Source organism: Streptosporangium sp. NPDC050284 (genome assembly GCF_044459525.1).
Taxonomy (GTDB): Bacteria; Actinomycetota; Actinomycetes; order Streptosporangiales; family Streptosporangiaceae; genus Streptosporangium.
The window spans coordinates 1-21,316 of sequence record NZ_JBITIZ010000038.1 but is presented as its reverse complement, the minus strand read 5'-3'; the positions used below and the strand labels follow the sequence as shown (position 1 = coordinate 21,316).

The 21,316-nt window shown below is 67.9% G+C and carries 22 protein-coding genes, 1 pseudogene and 1 riboswitch; of the genes and pseudogenes, 9 read left to right on the top strand and 14 right to left on the bottom strand.

Annotated elements, in window-relative coordinates:
• Positions 1–151 precede the first annotated feature (151 nt).
• The 5 genes from ACIBH4_RS39065 (at position 152) to ACIBH4_RS39045 (ending at position 4,813) form a co-directional block, all read left to right on the top strand.
• A complete protein-coding gene (locus ACIBH4_RS39065; RefSeq protein ID WP_362522033.1) occupies positions 152–751 on the top strand; it encodes a putative dsRNA-binding protein in 600 nt (199 codons plus the stop codon).
• 118 nt (positions 752–869) lie between these two features.
• Complete coding sequence (locus ACIBH4_RS39060; RefSeq protein ID WP_362522036.1) at positions 870–1,451, top strand: LysE family translocator; 582 nt, start codon at positions 870–872, stop codon at positions 1,449–1,451.
• A gap of 367 nt (positions 1,452–1,818) precedes the next feature.
• Positions 1,819–2,943: a site-specific integrase gene (locus tag ACIBH4_RS39055; RefSeq protein ID WP_362522038.1), complete on the top strand. Its 1,125-nt coding sequence runs from the start codon at positions 1,819–1,821 to the stop codon at positions 2,941–2,943.
• Complete coding sequence (locus ACIBH4_RS39050; protein ID WP_362522040.1) at positions 2,940–3,275, top strand: helix-turn-helix transcriptional regulator; 336 nt, start codon at positions 2,940–2,942, stop codon at positions 3,273–3,275. The genes ACIBH4_RS39055 and ACIBH4_RS39050 overlap by 4 nt, the downstream gene beginning before the upstream one ends.
• Positions 3,272–4,813, top strand: a complete 1,542-nt coding sequence (locus ACIBH4_RS39045; RefSeq protein WP_362522043.1) for a hypothetical protein — start codon at positions 3,272–3,274, stop codon at positions 4,811–4,813. Before ACIBH4_RS39050 ends, ACIBH4_RS39045 begins: the two co-directional genes overlap by 4 nt.
• Before the next feature lie 30 nt (positions 4,814–4,843).
• Here ACIBH4_RS39045 and ACIBH4_RS39040 read toward each other — a convergent pair whose 3' ends face one another.
• The 3 genes from ACIBH4_RS39040 to ACIBH4_RS39030 all read right to left on the bottom strand — a co-directional run bounded on the left by ACIBH4_RS39040 (position 4,844) and on the right by ACIBH4_RS39030 (position 6,386).
• The gene (locus ACIBH4_RS39040) at positions 4,844–5,473 is read right to left on the bottom strand and encodes a class I SAM-dependent methyltransferase (protein WP_189122621.1); all 630 of its coding nucleotides are present in this window, start codon (positions 5,471–5,473) and stop codon (positions 4,844–4,846) included.
• Between the two features lie 275 nt (positions 5,474–5,748).
• Entirely contained in the window at positions 5,749–5,967 is a 219-nt protein-coding gene (locus ACIBH4_RS39035) for a hypothetical protein (protein ID WP_362522045.1), read from the bottom strand.
• 47 nt (positions 5,968–6,014) lie between these two features.
• The gene (locus ACIBH4_RS39030; RefSeq protein WP_362522047.1) at positions 6,015–6,386 is read right to left on the bottom strand and encodes a class I SAM-dependent methyltransferase; all 372 of its coding nucleotides are present in this window, start codon (positions 6,384–6,386) and stop codon (positions 6,015–6,017) included.
• Positions 6,387–6,649: 263 nt separating this feature from the next.
• Here ACIBH4_RS39030 and ACIBH4_RS39025 point away from each other — a divergent pair, with 263 nt between their 5' ends.
• On the top strand, positions 6,650–7,219 hold the full coding sequence (locus tag ACIBH4_RS39025; RefSeq protein WP_362522050.1) for a dihydrofolate reductase family protein: 570 nt from the start codon (positions 6,650–6,652) through the stop codon (positions 7,217–7,219).
• Between the two features lie 418 nt (positions 7,220–7,637).
• On the opposite strand, the gene ACIBH4_RS39020 is transcribed toward ACIBH4_RS39025, so the two are convergent.
• The 5 genes and pseudogenes from ACIBH4_RS39020 to ACIBH4_RS39000 all read right to left on the bottom strand — a co-directional run bounded on the left by ACIBH4_RS39020 (position 7,638) and on the right by ACIBH4_RS39000 (position 11,033).
• Positions 7,638–7,730, bottom strand: coding sequence for a hypothetical protein (locus tag ACIBH4_RS39020; RefSeq protein ID WP_362522081.1), 93 nt, complete (start codon positions 7,728–7,730; stop codon positions 7,638–7,640).
• 83 nt (positions 7,731–7,813) lie between these two features.
• Positions 7,814–8,624 (bottom strand): annotated as a pseudogene (locus tag ACIBH4_RS39015) (Tn3 family transposase); the annotation flags it as partial.
• A 943-nt stretch (positions 8,625–9,567) separates the two neighbouring features.
• Positions 9,568–10,248, bottom strand: coding sequence for a DUF4158 domain-containing protein (locus tag ACIBH4_RS39010; RefSeq protein WP_362522053.1), 681 nt, complete (start codon positions 10,246–10,248; stop codon positions 9,568–9,570).
• Positions 10,249–10,279: 31 nt separating this feature from the next.
• Entirely contained in the window at positions 10,280–10,417 is a 138-nt protein-coding gene (locus ACIBH4_RS39005) for a hypothetical protein (RefSeq protein ID WP_362522055.1), read from the bottom strand.
• A 229-nt stretch (positions 10,418–10,646) separates the two neighbouring features.
• The gene (locus tag ACIBH4_RS39000; protein WP_362522057.1) at positions 10,647–11,033 is read right to left on the bottom strand and encodes a tautomerase family protein; all 387 of its coding nucleotides are present in this window, start codon (positions 11,031–11,033) and stop codon (positions 10,647–10,649) included.
• A gap of 62 nt (positions 11,034–11,095) precedes the next feature.
• On the opposite strand from ACIBH4_RS39000, the gene ACIBH4_RS38995 reads away from it, so the two are divergent.
• Complete coding sequence (locus tag ACIBH4_RS38995) at positions 11,096–11,563, top strand: MarR family winged helix-turn-helix transcriptional regulator (protein ID WP_362522059.1); 468 nt, start codon at positions 11,096–11,098, stop codon at positions 11,561–11,563.
• A 122-nt stretch (positions 11,564–11,685) separates the two neighbouring features.
• On the opposite strand, the gene ACIBH4_RS38990 is transcribed toward ACIBH4_RS38995, so the two are convergent.
• The 4 genes from ACIBH4_RS38990 to ACIBH4_RS38975 form a co-directional block, all read right to left on the bottom strand.
• Positions 11,686–12,453, bottom strand: coding sequence for a class I SAM-dependent methyltransferase (locus ACIBH4_RS38990; RefSeq protein WP_362522061.1), 768 nt, complete (start codon positions 12,451–12,453; stop codon positions 11,686–11,688).
• A 133-nt stretch (positions 12,454–12,586) separates the two neighbouring features.
• The gene (locus ACIBH4_RS38985) at positions 12,587–13,330 is read right to left on the bottom strand and encodes an ABC transporter ATP-binding protein (RefSeq protein ID WP_362522063.1); all 744 of its coding nucleotides are present in this window, start codon (positions 13,328–13,330) and stop codon (positions 12,587–12,589) included.
• Positions 13,327–14,394, bottom strand: coding sequence for an iron ABC transporter permease (locus ACIBH4_RS38980; RefSeq protein ID WP_362522066.1), 1,068 nt, complete (start codon positions 14,392–14,394; stop codon positions 13,327–13,329). Before ACIBH4_RS38980 ends, ACIBH4_RS38985 begins: the two co-directional genes overlap by 4 nt.
• A gap of 38 nt (positions 14,395–14,432) precedes the next feature.
• On the bottom strand, positions 14,433–15,521 hold the full coding sequence (locus tag ACIBH4_RS38975) for an ABC transporter substrate-binding protein (RefSeq protein ID WP_362770131.1): 1,089 nt from the start codon (positions 15,519–15,521) through the stop codon (positions 14,433–14,435).
• A gap of 230 nt (positions 15,522–15,751) precedes the next feature.
• On the opposite strand from ACIBH4_RS38975, the gene ACIBH4_RS38970 reads away from it, so the two are divergent.
• Together ACIBH4_RS38970 and ACIBH4_RS38965 are read left to right on the top strand one after the other, a co-directional pair.
• Positions 15,752–16,354 (top strand): superoxide dismutase, encoded by a 603-nt coding sequence (locus ACIBH4_RS38970; protein ID WP_362522071.1) that lies wholly within the window; start codon positions 15,752–15,754, stop codon positions 16,352–16,354.
• A 255-nt stretch (positions 16,355–16,609) separates the two neighbouring features.
• Complete coding sequence (locus ACIBH4_RS38965) at positions 16,610–17,407, top strand: hemerythrin domain-containing protein (RefSeq protein WP_362522073.1); 798 nt, start codon at positions 16,610–16,612, stop codon at positions 17,405–17,407.
• 96 nt (positions 17,408–17,503) lie between these two features.
• Here ACIBH4_RS38965 and metE read toward each other — a convergent pair whose 3' ends face one another.
• Positions 17,504–19,738, bottom strand: a complete 2,235-nt coding sequence (metE, locus tag ACIBH4_RS38960) for a 5-methyltetrahydropteroyltriglutamate--homocysteine S-methyltransferase (protein WP_362522075.1) — start codon at positions 19,736–19,738, stop codon at positions 17,504–17,506.
• A gap of 117 nt (positions 19,739–19,855) precedes the next feature.
• A riboswitch (cobalamin riboswitch) is annotated at positions 19,856–20,069 on the bottom strand.
• 49 nt (positions 20,070–20,118) lie between these two features.
• The gene (locus ACIBH4_RS38955; protein WP_399173845.1) at positions 20,119–20,913 is read right to left on the bottom strand and encodes a hypothetical protein; all 795 of its coding nucleotides are present in this window, start codon (positions 20,911–20,913) and stop codon (positions 20,119–20,121) included.
• Positions 20,914–21,316 lie beyond the last annotated feature (403 nt).

The following is a 21,316-nucleotide window of genomic DNA, read 5'->3' as shown; positions in this document are numbered from 1 at the left end:
ATGGATCAACAAACCATCCACGCCCCTCCAGATCGAGACCTCAGCACAAACGCCACAAGTAGCCTGATGTCTCAGCAGGTTTGACAGGTTCCGAGAGAATGAGCGGTCATTCTTCTGCCGGATCTGCCAGCGCGCCGAGCGCGGAGTGTGGGTGCCGGCGGGCTGGTATTTACTCGAGCGCGCGCCGGGCGGCAAGGGCCGCCACATCCGCCTGGGCTTGTATTGCAGCGTCGACTGCCTGGTGCGCGCAGGAGAGATGTTGGAGGCCGGGGCGGCCAAGCACGCGGCCCGGATGGACCTGCCCACCGAAGAGGACCGGCGCCGCGAACGCGCCCGCGTCGTCGAGGTCGCCCAGACGTTACTGTCGGGCGGGCTGACGATCCGCCAGGCCGCCGAGAGCCTGAATGTGGAGACCTTCACCCTGAAGGGGTGGCTGAAGGAAGCGGGCATCCAGATCAGCCCGGCCGCGCCGGTGGCGGCGGGCTCGCCGGGGTTGTCGGTCGGGGTGGGGTCGGGGGAACGTCATCCGGTGAGCGTGTTGAACGAGCTGACCCAGCAGGGCCGCATCGAAGCGGTCGCTTGGACGGTGACCTCGACCGGGCCCTCGCATGCGCCGGCCTTCACCGCGGCCGCCGCCACCCGCCTGCTCGCCACAAACACGCCCGTGCGCGGTGAGGGGAACGGGGCCAGTAAAACGGCCGCGCGAGCGACCGCCGCGGCCGCGCTGCTGGCTCGCCTCGATGCTCGGTAAGGGTCGGTGGCCAGTGAGCTGGACTTCTGTGGGGTGGGCTCTGCGAGGTTATACCGTGGCCGCCGTGACAAATGTGGCGCAGATGGTGGCTTTCGCTGGTGTGATGACACTCGGGGCGATGTCTCCCGGGCCTGACTTCGCTGTGGTCGTCCGGCGTTCCGCCGTGTCCGGCCGCGCGTACGGCATGGCCGCTGCGGCCGGGGTCTCGGCCGGCGTATTCGTCTGGGTTCTGACCACGGCGAGCGGCATCGCGGCTCTGCTGGCGACCTCAGCCGTGGCATTCACCGTGGTCAAAGTCGTCGGGGCCGGCTACCTGCTGCATCTCGGGGTCAAGGCCTGGCGTGCGGCTTTGCGTAAGGGCGGCGACCTGCGACTGGATCTACCCGACCCGGGAAAGCGCGGCCCGCTGGCGGCGTTCACCGAGGGGCTGCTGACGAACATGCTTAATCCCAAGATGGCACTGTTCCTCATCGCGCTGGTGCCCCAGTTCGTCTCCGGCGACGCCGGGCTGGGCGACGCGCTGGTGCTGTCGTTGATCGCGGTGACGGGGACCGTACTGTGGTTCTTCCTGGTGGTCAACATCGTGGGGTCACTGCGCCGACTGTTCGCCAAGTCGGCCGTACGCAAGACCGTGGACGGGCTCACCGGAAGCGCGTTGATCGCCCTCGGCATCAAGCTGGCCGTCGCCGGTCGCTCGTAGAAGGGGCGCAGACCGGATAACGCCGAAAGGGCCAGTCTCGGGGCATGACGAGCATCGGAACGAAAAGTCCCGTTAGCAAAGCAGCGTTGAGCGGCTTACCGTGACTTTCCGTTCGGATACGTCAAGTGCCGCCAATTGCATCGGATGCGAATTCGCGACCCTTTGTGAACGGTCACTGAAGGGTGAGTGGCCACCTGGGCCGACCAGCAACGATAGAGCGCGGGCGACAACAATGACGATAGCGATTGGAGGGGTGTGATCGTCCGCTGATTCGAGTCTCTACTCGAATGGCCTGCGGGTCACCGAGCGACTCGCATACGATGCGACTTCCTCGCATCTGATGCGAGTAGCGGAGGGTGGTGGGCACGTGGGGACAGACGGGTCGATACCGGGAGCAGCCAGGCTGCACCTCATCGACGGGATCACGCTGCTCCGGCCGGAGGAGCAGGTCTTCACCGCGATGCTGACGGGGTTCGCCAACCAGCAGCTGGCACGGAACCTGGCCCGCTCCACCGTGGAGGGACGAGAGAACACCGTGAAGGCGTTCACCGCCTACGTCAACGCCTACCCGTGGCAGTGGATGCCCGCCATGGTGGACGAATGGCTCGGCGACCTGCGCTCCCTGCGCGAGCTGAAGCGCTCGACCATCCGCTCCTACTCCGAGGCAGTACGCGCGTTCTGCCACTTCGTCACCGATCCCCTCTACGAGTGGGCCGCGACGTGTGAAGAGCGGTTCGGAACCCACCCCATCCAGATCGTGCACGAGTGGAACACCGCGGTCCACGTTCAAGAACACGAAGCCGACGCGGCCAAGCGCGCGTTCACCAAGGCCGAGTTGCACGCCTTCTTCACCCACTGCGATGACGAGGTCGCCCGCATCCGGGCCTTCGGCCGCAAGGGCTGGCTACCGGCCTTCCGGGATGCCACCTTGTTCAAGACCGCCTACTCCTACGGGCTGCGCCGCAACGAGACGAGGATGTTGGACGCGGCCGACTTCGGCCGCAACCCACACGGCACGGAGTTCGGCGAGTACGGCCGCTGCCAGGTCCGATACGGCAAGGCGAAGAAGGGCTCGCCGCCCAAACGTCGCACCGCCTTGACCGTGTGGGAGTGGACCCCCGACATCCTGGAGGAATGGTTCACCGAGGTCCGCCCGCTGTTCGGCACCGACAACAACCCCGCAGCCTGGCCGTCGGAGCGCGGGCTGCGGATCGGCTGCCAGCGACTCAACTCCCGCTTCATCGCCTACCGCCAGGCCCTCGGCCTGGATGAGGGCCTGGACTTCCACTCCTTTCGCCGCTCCTACGTCACCCACCTGATCGAGGACGGCTGGGACCCGCGCTTCGTCCAGGAACAGGTCGGACACGAGCACGCGAGCACCACCGCGATCTACACCTGCGTCAGCTCCGACTTCCGCACCCGCACCCTGCGCCGGCACCTGGACGCCACCATCGCCGCCGCACTCCAGGCCCAGACGGGGAGAGAATCATGAAACGCAAGGTCGGCTACACCTGGAAACTGCGCGAGATCATGGCCGATCGGCGCGTCTACACAGCCACCGAGTTGGTGCTGCTCCTGCGCGAGCGCGGCATCGAGCTGTCGGCCTCCCAAGTCCACCGCCTGGTCTCCGGCACTCCCGAACGGTTGTCGCTGCAGGTGATGTCCGCGCTCTGCGACATCCTCGCCTGCACCCCGGCCGATCTGGTCGTCACCAGCGCCGAGAACGCCGGCGTCCGTAAGACCGCCACCGGTGACCTGCCCACGCTGCCTGCCGGGGTCGAGAAACTGCGGCCACGCCCGGCCCGTATCCTGCCCGACGTATGACCCGCGCTTACGCCACCGATGAGCAATACGAACGGTGGTTCATGGCCGAGTGCTGCCGCTGCGGTCGCCGCCGCCACAAGGCCGGACATTGGCCGGACGGGTACGTCTGCCGGACCTGCGCCGACCGGGCGATCCGCACCCGGGGCGCCTGCCCTGGATGCGGTCAGGATCGCGCTCTACCCGGACGTCGACGCGACGACGGCGTCGCGATCTGCGCCACCTGCGCCGGCTTCTCCCAGACATTCGACTGCTCGCGTTGCGGGTTCGAGGGCAAGCTCCTGGGCGGGCGGCTGTGTGAGCGCTGCACGCTCAGCGACCGCCTCACCGCGCTCCTGGACGACGGCACCGGCCGCATCCGTCCCGCGCTGGTCCCGCTGTTCAACCTGCTGGTGGCGATGGAGAAGCCCGGCAGCGGACTGGCCTGGCTGGCCATGCGCCGCAGCCAACCGGCGAACGCCTCCCGATTGCTGCAACAGCTCGGCCTCGGCCAGATCTCGCTGACCCACGATGCCTTCCACGAGCTCCAGCCCTGGCGAACCGCCGCTCACCTGGAAGAACTCCTGATGACCAGCGGAGTCCTGCCTACGGTCGACAAGTACCTCTGCTCCTTCCAACGCTGGCTTCCCGGGCATCTGGCCAGCATCACCGACTCCGAGCACGTCAAAACGATCAGGCTCTTCGCGACCTGGCGCGTCCTCCCGCGGCTGCGGGCCCGCGCCGAGCGAAGCCACATCACACCCAGCGTCCGGAGGTTCGCCGCCGAACAGATCAAGTACGCGACCGCCTTCCTGCAATGGCTCGGCCAACGCAACAACAGCCTCGCGTCCTGCGGCCAGATCGACATCGACGCCTGGTGGGCCGAGAGCAGCGAACACGGCCGCACCTGCCTGAGGGCCTTTCTCAGCTGGGCCATGCAGACCCGTAACTGCCCACGCTCCCTGTCCATCCCCGCGATGAAGGTCTCCCGGCGGGCCGCACTGAGCGAAGACGAACGCCTCGACGCCCTTGGCCGACTGCTGACCGACACGGAGATTCCGATACGTCTGCGTGTCGCGGGGGTCATCGTGCTCCTCTATGCGCAGCCCGTGAGCCGCATCGTCCGGCTCAGCGTCGACGACGTGGTCCACGACGGCGACACCCTACTGTTACGGCTCGGTGAACCCGCCTCGCCCGTTCCCGCACCGGTCGCCGCTCTGCTGCTGGAGCACATAGCGAACCGCGACAACATGAACACCGCCACCAACCCCGCCTCCCGATGGCTCTTCCCGGGCCGCCGGGCAGGACAGCCAGCCCGCCCCGACCACCTGTCCGCGCTCCTGAACGAGGCCGGGATCCCGGCCTCCGCAGCACGTGGCGCCGCCATCCGCCAGCAGCTCCTCGAACTGCCCGCTCCCGTCGTTGCCGACGCTCTCGGCTACCACAACAAGACCACCAGCCGCCTCATCAGAGAGACCGGCGGGACATGGAGCCGATACGCCGCTGGCGATCACACAAGGTCACCGACAAGCCGGCCTCCTCGGGGAGCCGGCGACAGTTGACTACGAGAGCCCACAGCAGAAGGCCATTCTCTAGCGGAGACGGGCCAGCAAGTGGGCGTCCAGGAAGCCCCGCTCGGAGGCCGGGTCGTGGAGCAGCCGCGCGAATGTGGCGAACCCAGCCCCGGCCAGCAACTCGGCGAAGCGGTCCGCCGGCCAGCTATAGGCGGGTGTCACCTTGTGGTCGAAGCGGACCGGCTCGGGCGCGTCGGTTCCGAAGAACGAGACCAGGAGAAGGCCCCCCGGCGCCAGGACACGCGCCTGCTCGGCGAGCAGCGCGGGTAGTTCCCCAGGAGGGGTGTGAATCATCGAGTAGTGGGCCAGCACGCCGCCGAGCGCGCCGTCCTCAACTGGGAGTTCCTCCATCCGGGCCTCATCGAACTTCAGCGCCGGATGGGCCCGCCGAGCGTGGTCGACCATGGCCGGAGAGAGGTCGAGCCCGAAGGCATCCAGCCCCAGGTCGTGCAGCATGGCCGTCAGATGTCCGGGCCCGCAGCCGACATCCGCCACCCGCGAATTCCCCGTCCCACGCACCAACTCGGCGAAGGTGCCGATCATGTTCCGCGTGAACGGCTGCGTCTCCAGTCGGTTAGCGAACATCGACGCATATAACTCGACGACCCCGTCGTAGGCCGTCCTGGTCTCGTCCTGGTGCTTCGCCACGGGAAGGAAGTTAGCACCCCCCATTCTCAGCTGTTCTCCGGCCCGGTGCCGAATCCTGCGCCGTCGTATCGGACTCGCTCGGCTACCAGGACAAGGCCATCACCCGGTGGGGCGACAAGCCGCTGGCGACCACAGTCAGTCACCAGCTGACTGGACTCCCCGGGGAACTGGCGACAGTTGATTAGGCGATCACACCAGTATCACGAGAGCGTTTTCGCAGGTCACGGCTTGCGGGTGAGCCGGTGAGGGGTGGCCACCCACTGAGGGCGGTCATGTCAGTTTCGGTGGAACGCTCTTACCGCCAGCACCGATGGGACGGGGTGCTCGCGTGGCTCGGAGAGCCGATCGATGCTCAGTCCCGCGTCGATGAACGCGTTGATCAGGTCGGGCAGCGGCACGTGGCTCATGCCGACCCGGTCTCGGACCCCGCCTTCGCGCCACCACGGCGAGCGCCTGTGTCGGCCCTTGAGCCGGTAGGTGGGGTGGATGACCACCGCTCCGTCCGTGCGGAGCTCGATGTGCGGCCCGTTGAAACAGGGGTTTACCCCGTAGAACAGTAGAAGCCCCCGGGAAGCAGCACTCGGGCCGCTTCCTTGATCAGCCCGGCGAAGTCGTCGATATCGGTGGAGACCCAGAGCGCGGTGACGGTGCCAAAGGTGTCCGCGGCGAAGGGGACCTGGAGGAGCGGGGCGCCGTCCCTGCGGCGGGCAAGACGCAACTGGTCGGCGGAGCGGTCGAGACCGACGACGGTTCGACCAGTGGATCGGATGGCATCGAGGTAGAGGCCGGTGCCGCAGCCGACGTCCAGACACAGGCCTTCACCGGGGCCCAGGAGATCGGCTATGTCGGCGGTGGCGCCGGGCCCGATGTAGTCGTCGTACCACTCGGCTTGGCCGTCATATCGCGCGGTCATGATTATTCAAACATCAAGTCCGCACGGCCACTGACATCATCTCCGCGCGCAACAGCTGTGATGCGCGACTTGGGTGGAGTGGGTCCACACGACGCACGGCGACCTCGCCAGCCCTGGACTGTGGCCGGTGGGAGTTTCCCGTAGCAACAGCGAAAATCCAAGTTGAGCAGGTGGGATCGGGCGCCGATGAGAAATGGCGCCGACAGTCGTCTAAGTAGACGTCCGCTGAAAACGCGCTGCGCGCATCAAGGGAGAGCAACAAGATGAGACCACTTCGATACTCGATCAACGTCACGCTCGACGGCTGCTGCCATCACGAGGCAGGGCTCCCCCCGGACAAGGAGTCGATGCGTTACTGGACCGCTGAGATGGAGCGAGCCGATGCCCTGCTATTCGGCCGGGTGACCTACGAGATGATGGAGTCGGCGTGGCGGAAGCCGGCCACGGACACGTGGCCTGACTGGATGGATGAGTGGCAGATCCCGTTCGCCGAGACCATCGACCAGGCGAAGAAGTACGTCGTGTCGAGCACGCTGAGCGCGGTCGATTGGAATGCCGAGCTGGTGCGAGGCGACTTCGGGCAAGCGGTTCAGCGGCTCAAGCAGGAGTCAGGCGAGGGCCTGTGGGTGGGTGGCGTGACGCTCCCCCTGGCGTTGGCAGATCTGGGACTGATCGACGAGTATGAGTTCCTTGTGCAGCCGGTCCTTGCCGGACACGGGCCGACGTTGCTCGCCGGTCTGCGCGAGCGCATCCAGCTCGAGCCCGTGGACCGCCGTGAGTTCCGGTCGGGGGCGGTCGCCCTGCGATACCGGCCCACGCGAGTTACGGCTTGACGTGATTTATCCTGGCACGTTGGCCGCTCCCTCGCGACGGAACGACGGCCCGGGGTCGCGTTGGCCGCGCTGGCCGTGCCCCCGAACGCGCGGACATATCGACGGGGGACATCGCATCGGGCGCGGGAGCGGACGGCGGCCGTGTAAGTGACGATATCGCCCTCATCCACGATCTGGTCGTGGATGAGGGCGATGAGGTCCCACTCGGCGATCGCAATCGATCGGGGGTCGTTGGCGCGCTCGTCGTCGATCGTGACCGACGTCATCACGCCATAGCCGCAACTACATTCGACGGTATCCTCGGTCGCGGGTCCGAACATCGTGGAGAACGGATGCTCTCGGCGGCGCGCCACTCCCTCTTCCAACTGGCTGTCCGAGGCGGCATAGCGGTGGGCCTGCTACGACTGTTGTATGGCTGTCAAAGGCGCAGCCCGAGGGGCGCCGCTCCCACGAGGCCGCCGTCGATGACGAGGTCCTGACCGGTGATGTACGACGCATCGTCCGAGACCAGGAAGGCGACGGCAGCGTGCGGATCGCCTTGATGTCACGCCGATAGGGTTCGTCGTCGACGTAGGTAAGCACATGCAGACTCTTGAAGATCCGCCCGTAGTGGGCCAACGCATGCCCGTCGCGTTGCAGCATCCGGATCACGTCGTGCGCGCGGACCGCACCGGTATGGATGGAGGCGACGACCCGCAGGACATCGGGCCAATGGCGGACGATCGACGCGGTGTCGATCTTCCCCCGGGCTGCGGTGTTCAAAGCCTCGTAGTCAGCCGTCGCGTCAAACCGCCACAGTTTCTGATCGGGCAGGTCGGCCAGCGCCGGCCGGAACTTGCGCCCCAGCAGGTGGATCAGGGCGAACACGATGTCGCTGTAGGACCCGGTGTCGGTGATGATCACTTCAGGGGTACGGCCGCCGTCCTGGCTGTACAGCACGTCGATCATGTGCAGCGAATCGCGCGGCGTGCCCGACAGCACCAGCTCGCCCAGACCGACCGCCTGATCATTGATCAGGTTCAGCCATTGGGCGCCCTTCCTGCGGCCGAAGTAGCGGGGGTTGGGGCGGGCGTGGATTAGGCACCGGGACCACGAAGCGGACCTCGTCGATCGCGGCGACCAGCCCGCCGCCCCACACCTGCGCCAGACCGACGTCGGCCTGCCCCTCGATGAGCGGCACGTTGGCCGGGCCGTAGGTCTCCGGCCGCAGATACGTCTGATCGACATGGCCGATCCGGTCCCGGGTCAGCGCCGCGATGCCGGGTGAGATGATCGGCGCGTAGCCGACGTTAAGCGAATGCGCGGTCAGCACCGCCGCGATGGTGACGTGCAGATCGGCCTCCAGGCGTGGCTTGCCGCCCGAGACCGGGGTGAACGCGGTCACGAAGTCCGGATACCAACTCATCACCTCCAAGATGAGCTCGGGCAGGTCAACCCGGGGCAGCATCGCTTCCAGCCGTTTGCGCAGATCGACCAGGCTGGGCGGATCGTCGACCGCCTCCAAGTGCGCGACGTGCAGTTTGCCGTCCGCATCGACGCTGACGCCGGTGTTCACCGTCAACCGGCCGCCGACCTCCCGGTAGGTCTCATCCAACGTCGCGGCATGCCCGGCGAGCAATTCGGCGGGATCGTCCGGGAGCCGCAGCGCCGCCAGCGCCGGCCCCTTTGCGGTCTCCCACGCCGCACCGACCAGGAGGTGCGCCCGCGGGTCACTCCACCGAGCCGAGCGGACAGCGTAGATATCGCGGCGGCGCAGCATCCGATGGAACTTCTCCAGCACGCAAAACACATACCCGGCCCGATCCACCATGCCATCGGTTAACCCGGGCCGGTAGACGAAGCGCTTCCACTCCCCGGTCACCAACGCCTCGTCGATACTGTTGGCGGGCAGGTAAGCGGCCTTTAGCTTTTTCCTGGTTGCCTTGGTGATCAGGCCGGGCAACGCTTGCATCGCGGCCAGCACCGGCGCGCCTTCGGCGGTCGCGCCGAACTCGATCGCCTCGGTCAGCAGCGGCAAGAACGGGCGGACCGTGGCGATCCGCTCGGTCAGCTGGGCCCGCCACTCTCCGTCCGGGTCGGCGTCCGGCGGCGGGGCGACGTCGATGACGGCCTCCACCGCCGCCCGTAGCTGCGCCCGTGATACCACCGCCTCGATCGACTCCCATATCTGCTCCAAGGTGGGGTCCCCGCCGAACTCACCGGCCTCCAGCAGTACCTCCACCGCGGCGGCCAGCTTCGCCGAGGCCTTGGAAAACCGCGGGTAGGTGCGCAGTTTCTCTTTGTTCGACTCTCGCTCGGCCCGCGCCAGCAGCTTGGTGACCATCAGTACGTCCAGCAGCTCCAGCGCATCATCGATCGCCTGGACCTCCAGCTGCCGCACCGTCGCCAGCCGGCGCACCACCGGATGCCGCTTGATCGCCGGCGCCTTCCCGTTCAGCCCGTAGCGGGCCAGCTCCACCAACCGCCGCCACATCCATTTCGCTGATCCCCAGACCCGCGACTTCGATGATCCGCTTCAGCGCCTTTCCCATCTGCGGCCCCGACTCCTTGGTCGGGCCCTTGCGTAGCCGTTCCAGCTCCGAGATGCGCGCCCCGTCGGGCACCTCCAGTAGCAGGTCCAACATCCGGCGCTGCTCGGTCGACAACAACTCACACAGGCTCTCCCACAGCCGCTGCGTCGCCTCCTCTCGGACATGACCCACCAGCTTGGTCAACGTGGTCATTCCCGGCAACAGCACCTGGCGTTCCCGCAGCCAGCCCACCGCCCCGTCAAACAACGCCTTCGGCCCCTCACCCGTCGTCCAGGACCGGGCATCGAGCCAGGATGTGACCTCCTCGACGACCTCGGAAAAATCCCGCAACCCGTAGGCCTGCTGAATCTCCCCGGCATGCTCGCGATGCGTCGGCTCCCGGATCGCGTACTTCATCAGACACGACGGATCGGCGACGCCCAACTGCTCGGCGACATACTCCACCACCTGCACCTTGATCGGCGCCGCCAGGAACGTGCCCAGGTGGCGGACCGTCACCAGCTGGACGGCGAACCCTAGCCGATTGTGATCACCACGACGCTTGGGCCACCAGCGCCTTGTCGGCGTCATCGAGAAAGAAGTACCGCTCCAGCTGACCACGCGTCAGCGGGCCACCGTAGCGGCCATATGCCATCGCCTGCTGCTCAGTCAGGAACTCACCGGACACAGCCCCACAAGCTATGACCCCCGCTATCGGAAGTGGCTGAAGTGACCAAACCGTGTCCCGCAAAAGATCGGAACCACGGGACCGCCAGCGCGGAAACGTACGTTAAGCCCCTCGGCGGATACGCGAACGACCGCCAGCTACCCCAAGATCACTCCTTGGCGTACGTTTTCTCTTCACTGTTCCTCAAGGGCCGACCCGAATTCGGCCGCCTCGATGTGCGAGGACGAGATCAGCCGTCGACGATCACACCCCCGATCGCGGTGCGGCCGGCCGGGGTCGCGACGAGTTCGACCGCGATGGTGTCGCGCAGGTGCGCTCCGAGGACGTCGGCGGTGGCGTCGGTGACGGTTCGCACGAGCCTGGCGATGAGCTCGCCGCTGTCGGGACGGGTGAACGCCCCCTCGCGGATACCGAACGTGATCACGGGTGGGGCCTCGTCGACCGGCTTGCCTCGCAGGCCCCAGCGTCCGGCGGGTACGCCGTCGAGGTGGATCACCACGACGTCGCGCGCCCACTCGCCGTACACTTCGACCACCGCGTCGGTCAGTGCGGCGATGAGGGCCGGTTCGTTGCCTTCGAGCTGCGGCTCCAGTACCCGGACCGTCAGATGTGGCATCGAGGGCCTCCTGTTTGTTCTCAAATCAGCTTTATGTGCAAAGGTAATTGGTGAGGTGCCAGATGGTCAACGACGCGGACGGCATGACGACCCAGCAGGCGGTGCGGTCCATGCTGCTGCTGATGCCCAGACTCGTCGGCCGGGCCAAGCGGATGCCCGTTCCCGAGTCGCTGCGGACGTTCGATCTCGCGCCCCGTCACCTGTCGCTGCTCGCTTACCTGCAGTACGACGGTCCCAGCACGGTGAACCGGCTGGCGGAGCGGCTGGAGGTCGCTCCCACAACCATCAGCCTCATGGTCGGCGACCTGTCTCGACGCGGTGTCCTGACACGCGAGGAGGACGACACCGACCGGCGGCGGCGGGTCGTCGCGATCGCACCGGAGTACGCCGAGCCGATCCGCGAGTGGCTGGCGGGCAGCGCGCTGGCGTGGGCCGAGGTCCTGGCCGACCTCACACCGGCCGAGCGCGCCACGATCGTACGGACGATGCGTGCCTACGAGACCGCCCTGGGCAGGCGGATGCACACCTGAGGCGAAGCCGCCCACGTCGGCGGTGACGCCTCGCGGAGGTTTCCTGTCCATCGGCCAGATCAACGCCTACGACCTGCCGCGCATGTTCGCCCGAAGCCGCACCGCCCGGTGACCGCTCCGGTCTACGGCTCGTGGTGGCGGCGTGCGAGGTGAACGGTGACGTCGGCGGTGATCTCGACCGTCTCCGGCAGAACCCTCTTGATCTGACTGAACACCTGTTCGCGCTCCGCGTCCGGCAGGACGAGATAGGCCGAGACGGTCGAGAGATGGCCGATGTAATCGTTGGCGGTCAGCGTGAAGCGGCGTTCGATCACGGCTTGCCGGACATCGGTGAACCACTCAGACCGTTGAAGTTCGGTGCCCGGCCACTGCATCTCCGCCTCCGGGGGTGTCCCGTCCGGGGACGGAACGTCATCTCTGGCCAGGAACGGTGATCGTGCCGCGTGGACGGTGCGCGCCACAGCCGGATCGGCCGGCTCGATCGGCCCGCCGAACGAGGCGATCACCCCGCCCGGCTCTACCAGCGACGCCATCCGTGACCACCGATCCTCCGGGCTTGTCCAGTGCAACGCCGCGGCCGCGTAGACCAGGCCGTATCTCTCACCCGGCCGCAGATCCTCGAACGCGGCTCGCACGGTCCTGACATGTGCCGGCACGTGCTTACGCAACTCGGTGAGCATGGCCTCATCGGGCTCGGTCGCGGTCACCGCGACCCCTCGCTCGGCGAACAGGCGGGTCGCCTTGCCCGTGCCGGCACCGATTTCGAGGGCGGTCCTGACCGGCCGGGCGGCGTACGCCATCACCATGTCGAAAAGCTCCACGGGATACCCCGGCCGGAACCGTTCGTAGGCTTGCGCCATCACTCCGAAGCTCAGCGCGCGATCAGACACGCTGAGCACGATAGTCCCCCGACGGCGCTCAAGCGATGTTGCTGGAGAGTCCCACGTAGATGGCCGTGCTGGACGGCGGCAAGGACACGCGGCGCCACCCGGATGAACGGCGACAGGGGCGGCGGTCAGGGAATCACCGCTCCTCCTTGAGCCGCTCGAAGACGAGCTGGGTGCGCTGCACGGCGCGCACGCCGTACACCTGACAGATCAGGTCCGGGGTGAGGACCCGGTCGGGCGGCCCGCCGGCCACGATGCGGCCGGCGTTCATCACGTAGAGGCGGTCACAGAAGGCGGCGGCCTGGTTGAGGTCGTGCAGCACGGCGAGGGTGGCGATGCCCAGCTCGCGCACCAGATGCAGGATCTCCAGCTGGTGGCGGATGTCGAGGTGGGAGGTGGGCTCGTCCAGCAGGAGCAGGCGGGTCTGCTGGGCCAGGGCGCGGGCGAGCAGGACGCGTTGTTTCTCCCCGCCGGACAGGGTGGCGAAGATCCGCTCGGTGGCGCCGGCCAGGCCGACGCGTTCCAGCGCCCGCGCGCACAGCTCCTCGTCGCTGGCGGCGTCGGCCCTGTACGGGGTGCGGCCCATGAAGACGATCTCGGCCACCGTGAAGTCGAGGTCCGCCGGGGTCTCCTGGGCGACCACGGCGGTGCGCCGGGCGGCCTGGCGGGCGGGCAGCCGGTGCACGTCGTCACCGTCGACGGTGATGAGCCCGGCGGCGGGGCGCAGCGCCCGGTAGATCGAACGCAGCAGGGTGGACTTGCCGCAACCGTTCGGTCCGACCAGGCCGACGAACTCGCCGTCGTCCACCACCAGGTCGACCTCGTGCACGATCGGGTGACCGTCCAGTGTGACGGACACGCCGCGCAGATCGAGCCTCACGTGACGCTCACCGCCCGGTCCACGGAGCGGCGGCGCAGCAGCCACAGGAAGAACGGCACGCCGAACAGGGCGGTGACGATACTGAGCGCCAGTTCCTGCGGCGCGTTGACGGTGCGCGCGGCGATGTCCACGAACTGCAGGAACACCGCTCCGAGCAGGGCACTGACGGGCAACACGCGGCGGTGGTCGGCGCCCACCAGCAGCCGGGCGGCGTGCGGCACGATCAGGCCGACGAACGCGATCGCGCCGCTGGTGGCCACCAGCACACCGACCAGCAGCGAGGTCAGCACGAACAGAATCAGGCGGAAGCGGTGCACGTTCACGCCGAGCGAGACGGCCGTCTCCTCTCCGGCGGCGAGCGCGTTCAGCGGACGGTGCTGCAGCAGCAGGTACGTCACCCCGGCGGCGAGGACGACGGCCGGCAGCGGCAGCATGTGCCAGCGGGCGCCGCCGAGGCTTCCCATCAGCCAGAACAGCACCTGCTGTGCGGCCCGGCCGCTCTGGGCCAGTTGCAGGACGAAGCTGTAGGCGGCCTGGAACAGGTAGGCCAGCGCCACCCCGGCCAGCACGAGCCGGGACGGGGACAGGCGGCCGGACCGCTGCGCCAGCGTGTACACCAGGGCGAGCGAGAGCAGGGATCCGGCGAAGGCGGCGGCCGACAGTGACAGCCCGCCCAGCGCCGAGGCGCCCAGGATCAGCACAAGCACCGCGCCGAACGAGGCGCCGGAGGAGATGCCGAGCAGGAACGGGTCGGCCAGCGGGTTGCGTACCAGGGCCTGCAGCACCGCGCCGACCACAGAGAGCCCGGCCCCGACCAGGAGTGCCAGCAGCGCGCGTGGCAGCCGGAACTCCCACACGATCTGCTCCTGTACCGGGGTCCAGGTGCGCGCTCCCCCATCGGTCAGGACGCCGGGGAGGAGACGGTCGGCGACGATGCCCCAGGCTTGAGGCAGCGCGACGTGCACCGCGCCGATGCTCACCGCCAGCCAGGTCGAGACGACGACGGCGACGGCGAGCGCGGCGATGAGCAGGAGAAACCCGTTCGCACGACGTCTCTTCGGCACGATCCCGGTCTGTGCCGGGCTCTGCCGGGTCGCGCCGGTCACCGGGTGAAGGCGTCGGGGTGCAGGAAACGGGCGATGTCGGCGATGGCCAGGATGTTGCGGTAGCCGGGGTGCTGGGCCGCCACCGGAAGCGCGAGGTAGCGCTGCTCCTTGGCGGCGGGACTGTTCTTGGCGATGGCGAAGGCCTCGGCGGCCTTGGCCGGCGAGCTCGGCATGTCCTCGCCGCGCAGGGTGGAGTAGTCGCTGATCAGGACGGCCTCGGGCTGGGCGGCGCTGACCTTCTCCGCGCTGACCTCGGTGTAGTCGCCCTTGACGTCGGCCAGCACGTTCGTCCCACCGGCGGCGGTGATCATCTGGTGGGTGATGCCCGAGCCGCCGTAGGCGTTGACCGGGCCCTTGCCGCCGTCGGTGGCCAGCACCTTGACCGGGCTGCGGCCGGCGACGCGCTTCGTGACATCGGCGAGCCTGCCCTGAAGTTCGCCGATCAACGCGTCGGCACGGTCGGGGACACCGAAGATCGCGCCGAGATTACGCAGGTCGGCGTAGGTGTCGTCGATGGTGAACTCGAGCACCTCCTCGGGGCTGCACCAGCCGCCCAGGATGTACACCGAAGAGCCCGCCGCGTCCAGCTCCTCCACGGTGGCGTAACCACCGGCGGCGTCGAAGCCGGCCATCGCGTTGTCCAGGACGAAGTCCGCGCCCTGGGAGAGCATGACCTCTTTTTGCGGCAGCATGATCGTGCCGGAGATCTCCGGGATCTTGGCGTACTGCTCCTGCTGCCCCGGCAGGAACGGGCTCTCGGAGAAGTTCGTGCGCCCGGCGACCTGATCGCCCAGACCGAGCGCGAGCAGGGTCTCCAGGGAGGGGTGGTAGCCGGTCACCACCTTGGCGGGCGGCTTGTCGAACGTGAGCTCGCGCCCGCAGTTCTCCACCGTGACCGGGAAACCGGCCTGCGGCGCCGCCGCCTGTTCGGCCTTCTGGCCGGTCCCCTGAGTGGCGGGAGCCGGTGAGCAGGCGGTCAGCGTCAGAGCGACTGCCAGGACGAGCAGTCTTCTCATGATCGGGGTACCGCCTTCGGTGGCGCGTCGCCGCCAGATGGTCGGGGTGATGCGGGGCGGGCGGCTCATGTGGTGAGTCTCCGGAGGTTCGAGATCAAACGATCGTTGTGCATCAAAGCACCACATTCTGCACATAAGTTGCAATTGCCAGCAAGTCGCATCAGGTCGGCGATGGCCGGAGGGGGCCGGAGGGGGCCTCCCGTGCGAGGTGGAGCACACGGCACACCCCGTAAGTAGTTGCACAGTTATTGTTGTTGCGAACTAGTCGCGATAAAGTCTGGCGCAACAAGGAGATCACTGTGGGCCGATACACCCTTCCGGACATGCCCTACGACTACGCGGCGCTGGAGCCCGCGATCACCGGGGAGATCCTGGAATTGCACCACGCCAAGCACCACGCCGCCTACGTCAAGGGCGCGAACGACACCCTGGAGAGGCTGGCCGAGGCGCGTGACAAGAGCGAGTTCGGCGGGCTGGTCGGGCTGGAGAAGACCTTCGCCTTCAATCTGTCCGGGCACGTCCTGCACTCGATCTTCTGGCAGAACCTCTCCCCCGACGGCGGCGACCGCCCCGACGGAGCCCTCGGCGAGGCGATCACCGAGCACTTCGGCTCCTTCGAGGCCTTCCAGAAGCAGCTCACCACCGCCACCGCGACGGTGCAGGGATCGGGCTGGGGCATCCTGGCCTGGGAACCGCTGAGCCGACGCCTGGTGGTGGAGCAGGTCTACGACCACCACGGCAATGTCGGCATGAACACCACCCCGCTGCTGGTCTTCGACGCCTGGGAGCACGCCTACTACCTGCAGTACCGCAACGTGCGTCCCGACTACGTCGAGAAGCTGTGGTCGCTGATCAACTGGAACGACGTCATCGCCCGCTTCGACGCGGCCAAGGGCGCCTGACCCCATGACCGCGGCGCCCGACCGTCCGTCCTTCCTTGGTGAATGGTCCAACCGGACGGCCGGGCGCCGCCCCCTGCACATCCAGATAGTCGCCTCCCACGTCATCACCCGGTTTCCTGGGAGCGTCACGGGGCCACGAGAACACCGAGATGATGCGCCCCTGGCAGATCGTCCCCTGATCGGGGCCTTGATCAGGCATTACCCGATTCGTCGTATCGGATCGCCTGAACCCGGGCATGCCCGTGATGCGCGGGCATGCGGCAGATGAATTGGGGGCTCGGGATGCGGCCGGTGGGACAGGACGACCAGACGTGCGCCGACAGGCCGCCTGTGCACCGGCGCGAGTTGCTCGGCCTGCCGCTCGTGGTGGTCTGCGGATCGGCGCTGACGGCTTGCGGGACGCATACCACCAACGTCTCCTACGCCACCTCGCCGACGCCTTCCGCCCCGGCCGGGCAGATCGAACCCGTTACCCCACCTGAGGATCTGATGCGCGAGCACGGCGTGCTCAAGCGCATCCTGCTCATCTACCGGGACGGGATCCGGCGCATCGACGGCGGCCAGGTCGTACCGGCCCAGGCGCTGCACGCCTCGGCGGGCCTCATCCGCTCCTTCATCGAGGAGTACCACGAGCGCCTGGAAGAGAAGTACGTCTTCCCGCCGCTGGTCAAGGCCGGCAAGCTGACCGGCACCGTCACGGTGCTGCTCCAGCAACATCGGCGCGGACGCACGGTGACCGACCGCATCCTGAACGCCACCGGCACGACCGGCGTCGCGACGCCGTCCGCCCAGGCCCGCCGCGCCCTGGTCGCCGACATGGCCGCCTTCGTCCGCATGTACGAACCGCACGAGGCGCGCGAGGACACCGTCGTCTTCCCCGCCCTGCGTGAAGTCGTCTCCGCCAAGCAGTTCGCCGAGTTGGGCGAGATCTTCGAAGACGAGGAACACCGCCGTTTCGGTACGGCCGGCTTCGCAGGCGTCGTCAACCAGGTGGCCGACATCGAGAAGAGCCTCGGCATCTACGACCTGGCCCAGTTCACTCCCCGGGGGTGAGCTGTCGATGACTTGAACGCGATCATGCAGTGCGTGGCCAGGAAGCTTCCTGAACGCCGGCCCGAAGCAGGGCTTCGGGCCGGGAAGCGGCACTGATCAGAGATCCGCTCGGACAGCTCGGGCGGCGGCGACCATGTTGGCCAGGGCGGCTCGCGTCTCGGGGTAGCCGCGGGTCTTCAGCCCGCAGTCGGGGTTGACCCACAGACGGTCGGCCGAAACGGCCTGGAGGGCGTTGCGCAGGTTGTTCTCGATCTCCTCGGTGGTCGGGACACGCGGCGAGTGGATGTCGTAGACGCCGGGGCCGATGCCGTTGGCGTAGCCGACCTCGGTCAGGTAGGGCAACAGCTCCATGTGGGAGCGGGCGGCCTCGACACTGGTGACGTCGGCGTCCAGGTCGGCGATCGGACTGATGATCTCGCCGAACTCCGAATAACACATGTGGGTGTGGATCTGGGTGGAGTCGGCGGCGCCGGAGGTGGCCAGCCGGAACGCCCCGACCGCCCAGGCCAGATAGACCTCCTGGTCATCCTTGCGGAGCGGCAGGAGCTCGCGCAGCGCCGGCTCGTCCACCTGAACGATCCCGATCCCGGCGGTCTCCAGATCCGTGATCTCGTCACGCAGCGCCAGGGCGACCTGGCGAGCGGTCTGCGCCAAGGGCTGATCGTCGCGGACGAACGACCAGGCCAGCATCGTCACCGGCCCGGTGAGCATGCCCTTGACCGGCCTGGGCGTGAGCGACTGGGCGTAGGAGGCCCACTCCACCGTCATCGGCCCGGGGCGGGAGACGTCGCCGTGCAGGATCGGCGGGCGCACGCAGCGGGAACCGTACGACTGGACCCAGCCGTGGTCGGTGGCGGCGTAGCCGTCGAGTCGCTCGGCGAAGTACTGGACCATGTCGTTGCGCTCGGGCTCGCCGTGGACGAGCACGTCCAGGCCGAGCTCCTCCTGAAGCGTGATCACGCGGGCGATCTCGGCGCGCATCGCCTCGACGTAGGCGTTCTCGTCGATCCGTCCCGCCTTGCGGTCCGCGCGGGCCTTGCGGATCTCCGCGGTCTGCGGGAACGAACCGATCGTCGTCGTGGCCAGCTCGGGCAATCCCAGTTTGGCCCGCTGCGCCGCGAACCGGACCGCCCGATCGGCTCGCCGCGCGTCACCAAGAGCCTCCAGCCGGGCCCGGACGTCGGGATCGGCCGGTACGGCGGGGGGTTTCACGGCCGACGGGTTCTCGGAGCGTAGATCGGCGGCGAGACCGACCAGCTCGGCGACCTTCTGCCGGGCGAACGCCAGCCGCGCCCGGACCGCCGGGTCCAGCGCCGTCTCACTGTCGAGGTCGACCGGAACGTGCAGCAGTGAACAGGAACTGCTCAGCTCCACCGTGTCGGCGAACCCGAGCAGCACCGCGTACGTCGACTTCACCCGCGCGGGGTCGGCGCGCCACACGTTCCTGCCGTCGACCACCCCGGCGACCAAGGTCTTGCGGGCCAGCCCGCCGACCGAGGCCACCGCCTCCAGGTTGCCGGGTCCGGCGACGAAGTCGAGCCCGACCGCCTCGACCTCGGTGGAGGTGACCATCCGTAGCGCCTGCGCGCCGACGGCGCCGAAGTACGTGGCGAGCAGGATCTTCGGACGGCTGGACAGGCCGCCAAGCCGCCGGTAGGCCCGCCCGAGCGCGTCGATCTCCCGGACCCCGAGGTCGCGGGCCAGGATCGGCTCGTCGAACTGCACCCACCGCGCGCCCGCACCGGCCAGCCGTTCCAGCAGCTCGGCATAAGTTTCCACCAGGGAGTCCAGCAGGTCGAGCGGGGTGAATCCCTCAGGCGAGTTCGGCGCGGCCTTGGCCAGCAGGAGATAGGTGAGCGGGCCGACGAGCACGGGCCGCGTCTCGATCCCCAGATTCCTGGCCTCCAGATACTCGGCCACGGGCTTGGCGGCCGAGCCTCCGGCCAGCTGGAACCGGGTGTCCAACGCCAGCTCGGGGACGAGGTAGTGGTAGTTGGTGTCAAACCACTTGGTCATCTCCAGGGGCGGAAGCTCGGCAGTGCCTCGCGCCATCGCGAAGTACCGGTCGAGCCCGGTGAGGTCGCGGTAACGCGCGGGCACGGCGTCGATCATGACCGTGGTGTCGAGCACCTGGTCGTAGAACGAGAACGTGTTCGACGGGATCGCATCAAGGCCCGCGTCACGCAGCTCGGTCCAGACCGAGCCACGCAGCGACGCGGCGGTCGCCTCCAGCTCGTCGGCGCCGATCGTGCCGGCCCAGAAATCCTCGGTAGCGAATTTGAGCTCCCGATGCGCGCCGATGCGCGGGTAGCCCAAAACGGTCGTCCTCATGGCAACTTCCCTCGTCTCGCCAGTATGCGGCCAGGCGGGAGAGAGAAACGCAACGCGGAGCAGGCCCCGGCGAGCGCGTCCCAGGCCCTCCCACGAGGCCGCGGACCACCGCGCGCCGAGCGGCACGCGGGCGGAGGCAGGTCTTCGGACTCGCGGGCACCATGCCTGAGGCATGACCTACTGGCCGTCGCTTCCCAGGCACGAGCCCAGTGCTTGTGACGGCGGTCGTTCCTGCTTACCGCTGCGGGGCAGTCCCGGATTCACACCGGGTTCCCTCTTACGACGCCCGCCCCCTGAAGGAGACGGGCGAACCATCCACACCGGAGAGCTTAACGGCCCGGCCACCGTTCGGGCCCAGTCGTGTGCGCGTCGGTGGCTCACTACGGGCGAACGGCGACCGACTCGGCGGAGAGCGTGACCTCGATGGTGATGTGCGGATTGTCCACTTGCGGGAGCTGAAGCCCACGCTTGAACTCCTCCGCATCGTCCGGCATCGTCTTCGGCTGAACTGTGACCTTGACGTGGCCGGTCTCGTCATCTGGGTGCGTCGTCATCGTGGCCACCTCAGGACGGGATTGGAGCCAGGAGACGACCGTGTCCTGGGCCCGCCGGAGCTCCGCGGCCGAGAATCCCTTGCCGCCGATCAGGGTGACCTCCACGGGGAGGGTCCTGGCCAGCTCGATCGCGCGAGTCGGGATGGGCCCTTTGAAGCCGACGCGCAGCCCTCGCTGGTCGTCGACGTACCTGACGCCGGAGATCTCGTCGGGAAACTCCGTATTAAGTTTGTCGATCACCTGACTGTTGGACGACTGTGAGCCGAAGCGGTCGATGGCCTCCTCGTAGGAGATGCCCTCCGATCTGGCGACGGTCCCAAGGTCGACCAGCTCGGCGTAGGGAATGCCGTCGATCGTCACGCCCGGGTCGGTCACCGCGGGGTCGTAACCCTCGAAGTCCGTCGGCTTGGGCGACGAGGTAGCAGCCATCCGGGTCGCGTACCGCTTGACGACCTCCTCCAAAGGCCGACCCGACGACGCCGCCTCTCGCTTGAGCCGCTCCAGGGTGGGCCGATGCGCTTTGGGCTGATCGGCCCGCGGCAACACGATCGTCTCACTTCCGGCCACAGTGAGTGCCGGACCGGCACCGGACTGGCCGCAGGCGCACAACGACGCAAGCATCGCAATGGTCAAAAGCAATTTCTTCACACCTAAGGGACGCTCCGCCGCCCTGAAGGGTTCATCCAGGCGCTCCCGGTACGGCGAAGTCCGTTCGTCAAATAACTTGGGTCTCCTGGCGCACTCCGAAAGGCACGGTCCGGCGCCGTTACGCGGGCGGAGGACGGTTGTGACCGGGCTCTCGCCGTTGCGGAGCCGGCGTGGTGCCGATGCCGGCCCGTGTCCTGGTCGCTCCGGTTGCCTGCCGAAGTGAAGCGCGGCCGGTTGCCCGTACTCCGCTGTTATGGGTGGCCGTGCACTCAGTCCTTCATCTCGCGGGCGAAGTGCGGTTCCGCCGCTTCCAGTCGCGGTACCGAGATGCCCAACCGTCGTGCTTCGGCCAGGGTGTCCCGGCAGACCTCACGCG